General features: G+C 61.9%; 7 protein-coding genes. 6 read left to right on the plus strand and 1 reads right to left on the minus strand.

Going from position 1 to position 14,568, the window contains the following annotated elements; translation table 11 throughout:
- Nucleotides 1-5,850 (minus strand): manganese-oxidizing multicopper oxidase MnxG, encoded by a 5,850-nt coding sequence (gene mnxG / locus OCX61_RS15060; RefSeq protein WP_261940216.1) that lies wholly within the window; start codon nt 5,848-5,850, stop codon nt 1-3.
- A gap of 453 nt (nt 5,851-6,303) precedes the next feature.
- Here mnxG and icmH point away from each other — a divergent pair, with 453 nt between their 5' ends.
- Genes icmH through OCX61_RS15090 form a run of 6 tightly spaced genes read left to right on the plus strand, consistent with a single transcriptional unit; the run spans nt 6,304 to nt 14,393 of the window.
- On the plus strand, nt 6,304-7,092 hold the full coding sequence (icmH, locus tag OCX61_RS15065; RefSeq protein WP_410011115.1) for a type IVB secretion system protein IcmH/DotU: 789 nt from the start codon (nt 6,304-6,306) through the stop codon (nt 7,090-7,092).
- Nucleotides 7,093-7,122: 30 nt separating this feature from the next.
- Complete coding sequence (locus OCX61_RS15070; protein ID WP_261940218.1) at nt 7,123-9,207, plus strand: type VI secretion system Vgr family protein; 2,085 nt, start codon at nt 7,123-7,125, stop codon at nt 9,205-9,207.
- Nucleotides 9,204-10,118, plus strand: a complete 915-nt coding sequence (locus tag OCX61_RS15075; protein ID WP_261940219.1) for a hypothetical protein — start codon at nt 9,204-9,206, stop codon at nt 10,116-10,118. The genes OCX61_RS15070 and OCX61_RS15075 overlap by 4 nt, the downstream gene beginning before the upstream one ends.
- On the plus strand, nt 10,115-13,309 hold the full coding sequence (locus OCX61_RS15080; RefSeq protein WP_261940220.1) for a T6SS effector BTH_I2691 family protein: 3,195 nt from the start codon (nt 10,115-10,117) through the stop codon (nt 13,307-13,309). The genes OCX61_RS15075 and OCX61_RS15080 overlap by 4 nt, the downstream gene beginning before the upstream one ends.
- A complete protein-coding gene (locus tag OCX61_RS15085) occupies nt 13,309-14,139 on the plus strand; it encodes a DUF6708 domain-containing protein (RefSeq protein ID WP_261940221.1) in 831 nt (276 codons plus the stop codon). The genes OCX61_RS15080 and OCX61_RS15085 overlap by 1 nt, the downstream gene beginning before the upstream one ends.
- Nucleotides 14,136-14,393: a PAAR domain-containing protein gene (locus tag OCX61_RS15090; RefSeq protein ID WP_261940222.1), complete on the plus strand. Its 258-nt coding sequence runs from the start codon at nt 14,136-14,138 to the stop codon at nt 14,391-14,393. The genes OCX61_RS15085 and OCX61_RS15090 overlap by 4 nt, the downstream gene beginning before the upstream one ends.
- Nucleotides 14,394-14,568: the final 175 nt, after the last annotated feature.

Genomic DNA, 14,568 nt, shown 5'->3' on the forward strand with positions numbered 1-14,568 from the left:
TCACTGGCCCGCGGCGGTGGCCGGCGGCAGGTCATTGGTCACCCTCAGGATGCCCCACAGCCCCGAGAGGTTGCCGTAGGCGGCATAGTCGCGGAACAGGTAGTCACCCGGCACTGCGTTGGCGCCACCGGCACTGGGCAGCATGAAGCTGAAGTGCGCGGCTGGCAGCACACTCTCCTGGGCGCCGATGTACATGGCCATCGGGTTGAGGCCGAAGCGCACCGAGCCGATACCTGGCAGGTTCATCGGGTAGCCGTCGAGGTCGTTCTTCTCGGCTTGGTACGCATGCAGCGGCCAGACGTGCCCGTCCAGTTGGTAAACCATGCCGCGGCTGCCACCACTGGGCATGACGATGTGGTTGCGCAGCGGCTGGCCCGGCTTGGCGTACAGTACCGGGGTCAGCGGGTCACCGCCGACCAGGGCGTTGGCGTAGGCCATGTGGGCGTTGGGCACATCGCCGAAGCCCAGGCCGTTGGCGCGGCCGAACGGCGAGTCCGGGGCCATGCCGAAGCGCAGCCACAGTGGTTCGGTGCGGTAGTTGACGGCCATGTTGCCGTTGTCCTGCGGGTCGCCCGCCGCGCCGTTGCCTTCGGTATTGATACCTTCGACCGGGCGGCCATCGGCCCAGCGCATGTTCAGCGCGCGCTGCCAGACCGTGACGAAGTCGCGGTAGTCCGGCTGGCCAGTCACCTTCACCGTGGCCTGGGCACGGCTGGCGGTGTCTTCGGTCCAGGTGGCGGTCTGCGGCAGCACGCTCATGGCACCGACCAGGCCCTTCTGCGGTTGCTTGATGAAGTCCGACGGGGTCAGGTTGAGGCCGCCGAACTCGATCGCCGTGGTGTTGATGTTGTCCACCGTGCGGCCCAGTTGCAGCACCGGCTTGCCTTCACGCTCCAGGTGGCCGGCGTAGTACTGGTACACCTTGCTCGGGTAGGCGCCACTGTTGCCGGCCCGGGGCGGCACGGTCTGCACCGGGTTGAGGCCGACGTTGGCACCATCGGACTTGGTGATGTCGTAGGCCAGCAGCTGGGCGTGCAGGCCGACGTGGCTGGACGGGCGCATCAGGTTGTTGGCAAAGGCGGTGGCACCTTCGCTGTCGAACCGGTCACGCTTGACCACGTTGTGCATCACCGCCGTGCTGGGCAGGTCCGGCATCACTTCTGGCAGGCGGTTCTCCAGGGTGATGCTGATGCAGTCGCCGGCGTTGGCACGCAGGATCAGCGGCTCTACAGGCACACCCGCTTTCAGCTTGCCGGTGGTGGCGTCGAGGTCGGCCTTGCGCACGTACAGGATCGCGGTCGGGTCATGCAGCGGCGCACTGTGGCCACCGATGCTGAACGGCACGCCGTCCTCCGGGTCGACACCGCTGACCAGCGGGATGCTGGTCCTGCGGTTGTTGTACACCAGGGTGCCGCCGTTGGCCTTGAGCGGCCCGCCGACATGCTGGCCAATTCCGGCGAGGTCGTTGATGGCGACGCCGTTGCGGTTTTCCAGGATGTCGTTGGCCAGCGCGGCGACGATCTCGTAGCTGCGCTTGACCGTGGTGCGGGTGCCGATGCCGTTGGGGTTGGCCGTGGTTTTCGGGCAGATGCCGTCAAAGTTCACGGTGTTGCGCATGGCCACCGGCTGCGGGTTGTTGGGCAGCGGGAACAGGTCGGCACGCTGCGTGGTGTAGTTGCGCATGATGCCCCAGATGCCGTTCCAGTAGCCTTCGAGCGCCGCGTCCAGCGAGTACAGGTAGTCACCGTTGGTGGCGGCCGCGCTGGAGATCATCGACACCGGCGCCATGAAGCCGAGCTGCTCGGAGATGCCGATCATCTGCGACGACTTCCAGCCCGAGTTGGAGCTGTTGCCGAAGCCCGAGCCGTTCTGCAGCCATTTCACACCGTGCAGGGTGACGTTGTGCTCCTCTTCATGGCCACCGGCGTGCATGCGCAGGCGCACGTTGTCGCCGCTGTAGGTCCGCAGCATCGGCGTGAACGGGTCGCCCGGTTCACTGCCGGCCTTGTTGATGTGTGGCGGGAAGCGCGTGGTACCGCCGGTGGGGCCAACCGCCGAGGTGATCGCCGAAGGCGCCATGTTCATCGCCGGGATGGCGCGGTCGGTGCGGGTCTGCAGCGCATAGCTGAGGTCGCCTCCGAGGCCGTCGGCCTGCATGCCGCGCTTGCCGTCCGGGCCGACCTTGTTCGGGTCGAACACGCGCAGGGCCAGCGGTTCGTTGCGGTAGTTGACGACGAACATGCCGGGGTCATCCACCGAGATGGCCTGCGGGCATGGCCGGCTCGGGCAACCCGGGTTGATGCCGCCACGCTCCTCGACGATGGCTTCGAGCAGGTTCGACGCCTTGCCGCGCACCGGCGGGTTGATGGCGTAGCGGAAGCTGTCGGCGGTGGCCGGGAAGGACTGGGCATTGGGGATGCCATCCGGGCCGGCACCGACATACACGCCCGCTTCATAGGCATGCTGGAAGTCACTGTACTCAAGGAAGAACTCGCGGTAGCTGTCGTTCTTGCCATCGCCGTCGTGGTCACCGGTCTGGATCACCGCCTGCCACGAAGTCGGCCCGCCGTCCTGGCGGGTGGCCGGGTTGTACAGCTTCTCGCCGGTTTCGGCGTGGTACCAGGTGGAACCGGCCGGCTCGGCCAGCACGGTGGCATACAGCCCGAGCTGCTGGTGGGTCGATGGGCCGAGGTGGTCGTGGGTGAAGATGGTGCCCAGGCCACGGTCGACGTTGAACACGTTGACCAGCGGGTCGGCGAACCAACGCTGCATGGCCGTGCGCGCACCCAGCCAGTCAGCCCGTCCGAAGCGGCCGAAGTACGGGTGCTGCTTGGCTATCGGGCAGGCAGCGGTGCCGTCACGGGTGTCGCCCTCGCTGCAGTTGTTGAAGGCGCGGATGGCGTGCACGCGCTCGACTACGCTGCCGGGCGAGAGAATGCCGTCTTCGTAGTTCCAGCCGTTGGCCGAGCCGTCGGCGGCGGTCAGGTCCCACTTGGGCAGGTGGATATGCTGGCCGATCACGTCGGTCGGCGTGCGCACCTGGTAGTCGTCCATTTCATAGAACGACGGGATCAGGTTGGTGTGCTGGTACATGGTGCAGTCGAAGGTGTTCATGCGCATCACCAGCGGCTCTGGCGGGCGCTGCTTGGTGATCACCGGCCAGGCGTCCTCCCACAGAGCGATGATGCGTGCCTGCGGGAAGTGGTAGCCGACCTTGTTGTACACCGCATCGAACTGGATGTTGGCGCCCTTGTAGATGCGCGGGCGGTCGGCGGTGAAGGTGGAAGCACCACGGAAGTTGATGCCGGTCAGGCTTTCGCCGCTGAAGAACTCGCCAACCCCCGAAGACTGGGTCAGGCGCTTGCCGCGGTCATCCATGCACGGCTCGTAGAACGGTGCGCCTGCGGTCGGCAGCGCGCCGTTGGTGCGGAAGGCCTTGGGCACCGGCTGGCTGCCGGGGATCAGGGCATAGCTGGGGTGCTCGGCCAAGGCATGGAACTGCATGGCGGCCTGTTCGACGTCGGTGCCCTCTTCCGGCAGGTAGATCGGCTTGGCCCGGTGCACCACCTTGGAGAAGTCCAGCTTGGTGGTGGTGGTCACGGCTTCACCGCCCGCCGAGACACCGTCCAGCGCATGGCGCCCGAGGCCGCCGTCCCAGCCATCGACCTGGTTGGGGTCGAGGTTGGCCCACAGGGCCTTGCCGCTGTCCTTGAGCTGCCGGGCCAGGGCCGGGTCGAGCATGTCCAGTGGCGGGGTTGGCGGGCGGTTGCCGACGCTGCTTTCCATACCGCCGATCCAGAACGGGTAGCCTGGGTTCTTCAGGGTACCGTCGGCATTGCGGTTGGCCTCGCTGCGGTCGACCAGGGCCAGCGAGCCGATCGCCTTGGCTGCGCCAGGCTGCTTGGCGTGGTCGTCATCGCCATCCTCTTCAGGGTGCTCATCGTCGTTGGCGGCCACCTGCCCGGCAGAGAGCTTGGGCACCACCACGACCTTGCCAGGCATCGGTGCCATGGCCTTGCCTGGCAGCGGCACGATGGCCGGGATCGGCGTGCCGGCAACGATCTCGCCGTCCGGCAGCGCCCGCGCGCCCACAGCGGGCTTGCCGCTGCGCAGTGCGAACGGCGTGCTGTGGAAGCCGTTCTCGCCCTGCCCGCTGACTTCCAGCCGGGTGCCTTCCTCGAACACATCATGCACCCGCCACATGGCCCACATGCCTTGGGCGAAGTGCGGGTAGAAATGGCAGTGATAGATGGCATCACCCGCCACCCGGTTACGGTTGCCCGAGCCGCCATTGGCGATCTCGTAGGTGTAACCGACACCTGCACCGATGCCTTGGGCATCGATGTAGTCGGAGTTGTCGTCATTGGGGTTGAACAGCCACTGGTGCCCGTGCAGGTGGAAGATGTGCTGCTCATGGCCGTTGTGGGTGTTGCGGAACTTGGTGAAATCGCCAATGTAGCTGTGGTGCACGTTGGCAGGCTCGGCCGGGTACAGGGCCATGCTGGCCTTGACCCCGGTGGCGCTGGCCGGCGGCACTTCGCCGGGGCGGATATGTTCGAGGCCGACGTTGGCCGGCACATCAACCAGGGTGCCGATATCGCCCACGGTGTGCGCACTGAGGAAGAACTCTTCGTAGGCGCACGACAGGCAGTCATGCATCGGCCCGACGCCCAGGCGGTTGGCAACCACTTCGGCGCCCATGCCGCCGGAGCCGTAGTTGATCATGAACGAGTCGCGTGCCGGTTCCAGCACATGCCCCATTACCGGGTCCGCCCAGTACCCGGGGAAGGCCTGGGTGCCGGCCACTTCGTCGGCGAACTGCGAGGCGAAGTCGCGAAACGCCTCGAGCCGGTTGGGCAATGCCGGGTTGCGCTTGCCAATGCTTTCCAGCGGATAGGTGGACTTGGGGAAACTGCCATCAGGGTTGGGGCCCATGACGATGGCATCGGTTTCGCTGTTGAGGATCTGGTTGCCGTCGATCATCGCAATGATCGGCTTGCCGGCCTTGCCCTCGCTCAGCCACGGCTCGCGCTGCGGGTAGCGGGCCTCGTAGTCGATCACCGGCTGGCCGGTAGCGGTGCGCCCGGTGGTGGCCAGGCGCATTTCTTCTTCGGTCAGGGTGTTGCGGTAGGTGCGCCCACCCTTGGGTACCACCACCACCTGGCCGAACAGGCCGTTGGCGACGTTACCGGCGGCACCCTCGCCGCCGAAGGTGGCGGCTTTGCTGGTGGCGGCGAACGCCCCCTCACGCTCGGCATACAGCGTGTAGCTGCGGGTGCTGCCCGGGCTGACCAGGAAGTTGCCGTTGCGGCCGGTGTTGGCGGAGATGTCGGCGATGCTGTTGACCGCCTGCATGCCGTTGACCTGGAAGCCGACCATGCGCTCGGCCACCTGCTCATCGGCGACGAAGCCTTCGCCGGCTTCGTTCTCGACCTCGGTTTCCGGCCCCTCTTCGCCCTCGGGCGCCTCAGCTTCGATGCCATGCTTGTTGGGGTTGGCCCGGTAGTCGAGCAGGTTGGTGAGGTTGACCGTCAGGCAGTCCCCGGCGGCTACGCGCAGCACGATAGGCCGTGGGCGCTTGTCGGGGCGCAGGGTGACCTTGCCCGGCACGGCGGCGCCGCCGTTGCTCAGCGGGATCTGGCGATCATCCACCACATCCTCGCGCAGGGCGAAGATCATGCCGTTGGCGTTCTGTGCGCCAAGGCGGTTGAACATCAGTGGCTGGTCCAGGGCCACCACATTGGCCACCAGGGTGCGCTGGCACTGCACGGCAGCCTCGCTGGTCGCTTCCCAGCCAAACAAGGCCAGCACAAGTGATGTCAGGACGGGGCCTTTGTACGGGGTCGACATGCTGCACCTCCGGGACACAGGGACTCTGCGAGGAAGTGAGCAAGGTGTGTGCCATATGAATATGGCGTTTTATTTCAGTAAGTTAGAAGTGGAAGCGGAACAGATTGGGGAGGATTCCCCATGGAAATTCCCCGAATCGGGGGATGATATGCATTGTCGTTTCGGTAGCGTGCTTTGAGCGGGCAGATTTACATCTGGATACCTTCATTAAAGGGCTGAAAGTTTACGCGTCGAATATTCCTACAGCGTTAAAGGAAGCGCGACAGTCCTACGAGAATTGATTCCCCGTTAGTGTTCAGGCTCAGCGTAATCACAACTGACCGATGAGCCACTCGTTGGTCTGCGCCACCGTACGCAGGCCGGCAATCGAGGAACCAGATGTCCAGACACCCCAACGCTAGCGATGAACACTCGGGAACGACTTATCGCATGAGTGAGCAGAATGCTCAGAGCATGCTCGAACCGACCGCATGGGCTGCCAGCCTTTCCAGCGACAACCGGCAGGAGCCCCCTTCAGAACCTGCAGGTTACGCTGCAGACCCGGACTTTCAACTGCGCGGTGGCTTCGACAACTTGATGCTGGACGCCGCCGCACCGCTGTTCGGCCTGGTCATGCGTCTACGCACGCTGGATGAACTTCCGAACATCAAGGATGTGCATGCGAAAGTGCGCAACCAGATCGAGAACATTCGCCAGGAAATGCGCCAGAACAACTATGAGCCGGCGCAATTGCAGGCCTACTCCTATGCCCTGTGCCTGTTCATCGACGAAGCCGTGATGGAACGCCCGTGGGGCAAGAACAGTTGCTGGAGCCAGGAATCGCTGCTGAGCATCTTCCATGACGAGACCCAGGGCGGTGAAAAGGTCTTCACCGTGCTCTCGCGGCTCATGCAGGAGCCCAAGCGCTACCAGGACGCCCTGGAGTTCATGTATTTCGCGCTGTGCCTTGGCCTGAAGGGCAAGTACGCCGTTGCCCCGAAAGGCGAAGAAACACTGAACACCCTGATCCACCAGCTGCACGGGATTATCCGCGAACTGCGCGGCCCCGTCCCGACAGAAATCTGCGACCCCTACACCAACGTGGCGCCCCGCGACTTCCGCTTGAAACGGCAGTGGCCCTGGTGGAGCCCGCTGGTGCTGTCTGCCGTTGCCATGGCCATTGCCTACGGGATCTACAGCTACCGACTTCACCTCATTACCACCGAGGTGCTGGAGTCGTTGGACCGCATTTTACAGCAGTAGCCGAACGCCACGCATTTCAGGGAGATCCACATGTCCAGCCAAACCGACCTGCGCTTCAGCTTTCAGCCGCTGCTGACCCAAATGGAATTCGAGGTCGTGTCGTTCACGCTCGACGAGGCGATCAGCACGCCGTTCCAGCTGAATCTGGAACTGATCAGCTTCGAAGATGATGCCGACTTTGCCCAGTTGCTCGACAAACCTGCACTGTTCACCCTCTGGCGTGGTGAACGCCCGCTGCGCTACGTGCACGGCCTGATCAGCAGCTTCAGCCAGGGTGAAACCGGCTTCTGTCGTACCCGTTACCACGCCCTGGTCGAGCCACAACTGGCACGCGCCAGTCTGCGCTCGAACTGGCGCATCTTCCAGCAGAAAACCGCCGCGCAGATCATCGAGCTGATGCTCCAGCGCCAGGGCATCCTGCACTTCGAGCTGCATGCCAGCTGCAATCATCAGGTGCGCGAATTCTGCGTGCAGGCCGGCGAGACCGACCTCGACTTCATCGCCCGGCTGGCGGCTGAAGAAGGCTTCGTCTACCGCTTCGAGCACAGCGCCAAACAGCACAAGCTGATCATCAGCGATCGCGTGCAGGCCTTGGGGCTGATCAGCCATGGCGTCATCAAGGCCGAGGATGACGATGACGGCCTGTTCGATGATCAGCAGCAGATGGGCCCCTATCATGTGCTGTACCGCGCCAACAGCGGCGGTGTGCAGGCGCTACCCTGCCTGCGTCGGTTGCGCTATAGCGAGCAGGTACGTACCGCCAGGCAAGTGCAGCGCGACTATACCTTCACCAACCCGGCCTATAACCAGCAGCACCGCGCAGAGGCCAGCGGCGTAATTCACCAATCGACGGATTACGAGCGTTTCGACTACCCCGGCCGCTACAAGCGCGATGCGGTAGGCAAACCCTTTACCCAGACCCGTCTCGACGCCCGGCGTCACGATGCCTGCATCGCTGAAGTGGAAGGCGACGATGTGCGCCTGCAACCGGGGCTGAGCTTCACCCTCACCGAACATCCGCGTGAAGACCTGAACGTGCATTGGCGGGTGATCCATGTCGTCCATGAGGGCAGCCAGTTCACCAGCTTGCAGGAAGAAGCCGCCGGTGCCGAACGCGGCACGCACTACCAGCAGAACGCAACGCTGGTGCCTGGCCGAACCGAGTGGCGCCCTGCCCCGCTGGACAAGCCCCGTGTCGATGGCCCGCACATGGCCACCGTGGTCGGGCCACCCGGTGAGGAGATCTACTGCGACCAGTGGGGCCGGGTCAAGGTCAGCTTTCCCTGGGACCGCGAGAGCCAGAACAACGAGTTCAGCTCCTGCTGGGTGCGCGTTTCACAAGGCTGGGCCGGCGGCAGCTGGGGTTCGATGGCCATCCCGCGGGTCGGCCAGGACGTGATCATCCACTACGTCAACGGCGACCCCGATCAGCCGATGATCACCGGGCGTACGTACTGCGGTAACCAACTGCCTCCGTACGACCTGCCGGAACACAAGACGCGCATGACCATCAAGAGCCAGACCCACAAGGGTGATGGCTACAACGAACTGCGTTTCGAGGATGAACTGGGCAAGCAGGAAGTGTTCATCCATGCCGAGCGAGACCAGAACAATGTGGTCAAGCACGATGAGACCACCCGCGTCGGGCGCAACCGAGTCGAGCAGGTAGGCAATGACGAACAGCTGACGGTTGGCAACGATCTTCAACAACAAACCGGCCGCGACCGAACTGATCGGGTCGGGCGTACCAGCCGGGTAGACATAGGCCAGGACCTTATCGAGCAAGTCGCAAATGACCATCGTGAAGCCACGGGGGCCAACCACCATGTCAGCATCGGTGGCCAGAGCGAGTTGCACATCAAAGGGCGACAGCAAATCAGCATCGGCGGGGGTGTGAACCAGCAAACCACGGTCTATCAACTGCAGGCCAGCGAGCGCATCGAGTTCAGAAGCCCTGGCGGCAGCATCGTGCTGGATCAGCAAGGCATCACCCTGAACGGCCTGACACTCACCTTGCTCGGCCCGACCCAAGCAGCCGTCGATGGATCGGGAAATACCCTGGACCTGGATCTGCTCGCAAATGCCAGCGTCCGATGCGAGGAGACCGGCCGATGAGCAGTGAAGCCTTGATCAAGCTCATCAACCAACACCACCGCCCCGGGCAATACAGTTATGTGCTGCTGGACCCGCTGGCAGCCTCAGAAGGCAGCGAACAGTCATTACTCGCAAGCCTGAAGATGGCATTGGGCGACAAAGCGATGACACGCGTGGTTCGACCCGACCTGCCTCGTGCAACCGGGTTGCATCCCGTGCTCGTTTGCCTTGGCTCGCCCGGAAGTTCGCCTGGCATCTCACTGCTGGAGCCAACAGCACGGGCCGCCGAACGCGACATGCATCGGCGCAAGCGTCATGTCTGCGGTTGGCTGCTCAGCGAAGCGCCGCCCACCACCGTCGCAGCTCACCTTACCGCGCTGTGCCGTTTACCCGATGCATCCGGGGCGACCTCGTTTCACCCTGTTTATGAACCGCTGCGCCTGGAACTGCTGGCCGCGTTGTTCGAACGTGCGGAACAGGGGCCTTGGTGGCCGATCGAGCGCTGGGTTTTCGTGACCAGTGGCGGCAGCCTGGCAAGCCTGACAGGTCAGCCACATACCCAGCGCAACCTGCCTGCGGGCGCCATCCGCGTTCAGAAGGACGCCGCCCTGATAGAGGCCGTGTTAGCGGCATGGAGGAGATTGCCGGCGTTTCCCGGCGCCCGCGAAATCCCGCCATTCGCGGCCCTGCGAACAGCCAACCATCTCGATGACGCGCGCGAACTTGGCCTGACGGTCGAGCAGGACATCCTGGTAATGGCCCTTCACCTGCTACGGCTGCACGCGCAACTGCACACCCAGAAGGCCGTACGCGACATGGTCGACATGGCCGTCCGGCAGCAAAGGCCCCTCACCGAGATGTTTGCGCACTTTTCCGATTCGAGCTGGCGCCATCTGGTTGCAGCCACTCCCCAACCAAAGGCCTACCCATGAGCATCACACAAGACATTGCCAACGCCGTTGCCGAAGTCGAATTTCTCCTTACCCCCTGCAAAGCCTGCCAGCGCCAGGGCCTGCCCATCCTCCCCCTGCGCCGCGCCGTGGTCCCCGATACCCGCCCCGGCAGCGACCCCGCCACGCAAACCCGAATGGGCCTGCGCACCTTGCGCAGCGGCTACCTCTATGTGCTGCTCGACCAACGCATCTGGCACGCCTACGAAGTCACCGCGCAAGGCCACCTGCGTCGCTTCCTGCCCTACGAGCCAAACCCAGGGCCGCCACCGTCGCTGCCCGAGCACTGCGTGCATGAAAACCACGACATACCGTCGTCCTTCCTCAACGTCGACACCCACACCTACGGCTCGGCCTGGCTGGCCTTTTCCAGCGATCCCTGGCCGGCTAGCGTGCTAGATGCCTACAAGAACGGCCAAGCGCCTGCGCAGCGCTTCGAAGGCCTGGACCTGATCCTGGCGCGCAAGCACCCCGAGTTGCAGGGCCTGGCCATGACCCCGGACAACCTGCAGGTCGACAGCCAGGTGTTCGAGTATGCCCAGCAACTGAACGGGCCGTTCGACAGTGCCCATGGTTTTCACAGTCGCTTCCTGCGCAAGACTGCCTTGCGTGGTTACCTGGTCAATGCGATGGCCCGGCATCAGCTGGAAAACGGCGTGCTGGCGGTGGTGCTCGATGACACTGTCGGCCTCATTCAGGAGTACAACCATCAACGCCTGAACTGGGTGGTCAAGCGCCAAGCCTGGCGCGAGGACCCGCTGCGCGCCTATCAGTTGCAGACGTCGCAGATCCTGCAGATCATTCGTGCCACCCAGCGTGAATGGGCGGCGCAAGAAGTACCGACGTTCGAACCACAGACAGGCGACGGGCCGCCGGTGTTCACCGATCCCGAGGTGGAGCGCCAGCGCATAGTCGAAATGCGCCAGCGCGAGAGCGATGAAAAACTCGAGGAACGCTACGACGAACCCCGGCGCGCGGCATTCCAAGCGGAGTATGAACAAGAGGAAGCTCGCTTCCAGGCCTTCATCGACCGGCATGCTGTCACCTACGCGGAACTCTGCGAGAGCGCGGCCTTCGCGCTAATCGAGCGGCACGATTACGACGGATGGGACCGTGAATCGGGCATTGCCTACAGCAAGACCGTCGCTGCCTGCCTGGCCGGTGGCATCACTGAAGCGCCGTCCACCAACCCTGAGCCATCTCCACCAGCGCCCGGTACCAGCGAAGCGCTGTGGCTGAAATGGCTGCATGACCCCAACAGCCCACCCTACCGCGCCCTGCTGCTGCGCGACGCCCCCTTGATGGCGGCACTGCTGCCAAGCTTCTCGCCGACCGAGCCGACCGACTGGAACGACAGCGAAAAGCTCTACGCCGCTTTGAGCAAATTCATTGCCAGTGAAGATGCCGGCCTGAAGATGCGAGATTCGCTCAAGCAGGCCATCACCGAACTGCAGGGCGCGGTCAATGCCGCCAGCCTGCGCCTGCAGACGCGGCTCGACCCCGGTATCCAGCACGCCGTGCGGCACCTGAACAGTGCTAGCCAGCGGATTTACAACGGTGTGCACCTGATCGAACTGCAGGTGCAGATGAAGCTGGGTGAGTACTACGCCTTGCAGAGCGCGCACCTGCGTGAACTGCAGAACAGCGCCAGCCAGAAACTGGCCGAGGCGCGGGCGCAGATGATGCCGGACCTCGAAGACGTGAAGGCCGGCATATTCAGGCAAGCAGGCAAAGTCAAACCCATCATCCAGACCGGTTTGCTGAGCCTTGCCGTGCTCGACCCGAAAATCGCACATCAGGTGATCCCGGTCAGCGTCTGGGTCGAAGGCACGGCGCATGACCTGCATGAGCGGTTGGCCAGGGAAGTGAAGCTGAACGTCAATCAGTTGAATGATGCCGCCAAGATGGCATTGGTAGACATCACAGTCGCGGCGGGGACGCTGGAGCTGGAAGCACGCAAGACCCTCAATGGCATGAAAATCAGTGCGGGCCAAGCAACGCAGTTGGTACGTGACAGTTTTACGGGGCTGCGAGGAACGGGAAAAGGCTGGGAGTTGCTGCTTTCGTTGGGTGGGCTCTATTTACTGAGTGACAGCCTTGGAAAGAATCTGAAGAAAGCCGAAAAAGTGATCGGTCCGAAGTCGAGTGAAGCCCTGATGGCGCTATATGGGTCCTGTATTGCGGCCCTTGGTGGAGCCGTAGAGCTTGTCGGACTTTCGATGCCGCGCAGGATGACTACGAGTAGTAGTGCCTCTCTCGGCCGGACTATCGCCAAAACTGGCGCAGTGGTGAGTGCTATCGCAGGTTTTTTTGAAGCTGCCTACTCCATGCTGGCCGTAAAGCGTTCTTACAGAGCCGGAGACAACAGGGCTGTACTTCGGTATTCCATGGCCACAGCTCTCGCCATTGGCGGAACCCTTACAGGAATTCAAGCTGTATCTAGCCAGTTTTTACTCGGCACACTAGGCCTCACCATCATCCTGAGCATTTCAACATACAACATGATTAAATGGGCTGAAAAACAGGAGTCAACACGCCTAGAATCATGGGCCAAACGCTGTTATTTCGGAAAAGCCAACGAGTCCCCTCGCATTCATTGGAATTCGCCGAACCAGGCAGACATCGCCTTCGCCGAACTCAATGCGGCTACATTAGAACTGACTGGCGGCCTGACACTGCACACCGTTCAAAAGGACATTGCTGTCAACCCGAAAACAGGAGGGCGGGCCAACGTAGAGTTTCAACACAGCATAAAATTTCAAATTATCATTCCTGCCTTCAACGAGACAACATCTAGTTATCAGTGGGTTCTCGTACTGCATCGTCAGGCAGATGGCGAAATTCCGAATCCAATCTCTGGCGAGGTCGTTATCAACGAACGACACCTACCACCCCCGATTGAATCAAGAACTTCCCGATATGCTTCCATGAGGCCAATGAAACCTCCTAAGATATCTGATTACATGGCGGATTCAATAGTAATCAACCGAACAAAGCAGCAACCGATTCCCAATGACGGCAGCCGCACCTATGAAGCATTCAGTGGCAGCATTGCTCTGACTCCAGACATCGGCAGGCACAACATAATGGCTGTCTCGCTTTTAATAACTTACTGGCCTGACCGTAGCGTTCCTGAAGCCTTTGCCGAAATTGCGATACAGCAAGAAATCTAATGGATAAGCCCAAACGTCCAGCAGGCTGGAAATATGATCTAGTCGCGCCCCATCAACCCAGCCACCCGCAACTTATCAGTAGCAATATAGAGTCTTCACTGGAACACATCGACGAGAACATGATCGAAATATCAAGACACACCCTAAAGCTTAGAGGATTTTCCATCACCCTAGGTTCGACAGTACTCCTCTCAGCCGCATGTATCGCAACAGCAGCAATTTACCATGAACTGTTCTCAGCAGTCAGAACCGACTTTACTTCCATTATTACCTTCCTGGGAGTATGCGTCTTCTTATTCGCAGTCTTAACACCCTATGTGCGAATGGACATCGAGCAGCCTCACAACCAACCCATACGCTTCAACAGACACCGCCGTAAGGTCTATTTCTACCAATTCCGCTTTGACTTGCTTCACCCTTTCGGTCGTAAAAACTGGGGGGTAAAACCGGTAGTCTACGACTGGGATGACCTCACAGCCGAGGCTTATCGGATCTACGGGGCCATGGGTTACGGCGGGCTGAGGGAAGAGGTCATGCTATCCGTCCGCAAACCCGGTACTGACGAAGTAATTGATCGCGTTTTCCTTGCCGACGATATTGAAAAAGGCGAGCAGTACTGGGCCATCGCCAGGTTGTTCATGCAGCAAGGCCCCGAAGCACTGCCCGACTTTATCCGCGCCTCAAAAGCCTGTGAAGAATCACCTGATGCCGACCATTGGGAAAATGCTGTTCATCACAACCCATTCGACCGCCTCGCCCCCAAAGTCCAATGGCCCGCTGATATGGACCTGGAATCCCGCACCGCCCCCAATCCAGGAGAGCAGAAATGAAAGCCGTAATACTCGTAGGCCACCGCCATGACTGCCCAATTCACGGCCCGGGCGTGGTTGAGACAGGCAGCACGCACTACACCTTCAATGGCAAGGCGGTCGCCAGAGTCGGCGACCGAACCAGTTGCGGTGCATTGATCGAAACCGGCGCAACCGGTTTTCAAATCGAAGGTAAAGCCGTAGCACGTGAAGGTGACAGAACCGACCACGGCGGCGTACTGAGCCAAGGTGATAACAACTGGCAACTGGATTGACCGTCCTCCAACCTGGGTCGCCCGGCGGCCCTTCGTCGGCACACTGCAAAAACCTGATGAAAATCTGTGAAACAAATTGAACATCCAGCGCCGTTAAGCTTCCAAAAGTTGATACGTGCCATCCTTTTGCCAGGAGCCAGCCGCCGATGCTCATCCCGCCATTCCTGCGCTGCCA

This window comes from Pseudomonas sp. LRP2-20 (genome assembly GCF_024349685.1).
GTDB lineage: Bacteria > Pseudomonadota > Gammaproteobacteria > Pseudomonadales > Pseudomonadaceae > Aquipseudomonas.

Coding starts and splice junctions, on each gene's coding strand:
- mnxG (WP_261940216.1), bottom strand. CDS start 5,850: ATGTCGACCCCGTACAAAGGCCCCGTCCTGACATCACTTGTGCTGGCC.
- icmH (WP_410011115.1), top strand. CDS start 6,304: ATGCTCGAACCGACCGCATGGGCTGCCAGCCTTTCCAGCGACAACCGG.
- OCX61_RS15070 (WP_261940218.1), top strand. CDS start 7,123: ATGTCCAGCCAAACCGACCTGCGCTTCAGCTTTCAGCCGCTGCTGACC.
- OCX61_RS15075 (WP_261940219.1), top strand. CDS start 9,204: ATGAGCAGTGAAGCCTTGATCAAGCTCATCAACCAACACCACCGCCCC.
- OCX61_RS15080 (WP_261940220.1), top strand. CDS start 10,115: ATGAGCATCACACAAGACATTGCCAACGCCGTTGCCGAAGTCGAATTT.
- OCX61_RS15085 (WP_261940221.1), top strand. CDS start 13,309: ATGGATAAGCCCAAACGTCCAGCAGGCTGGAAATATGATCTAGTCGCG.
- OCX61_RS15090 (WP_261940222.1), top strand. CDS start 14,136: ATGAAAGCCGTAATACTCGTAGGCCACCGCCATGACTGCCCAATTCAC.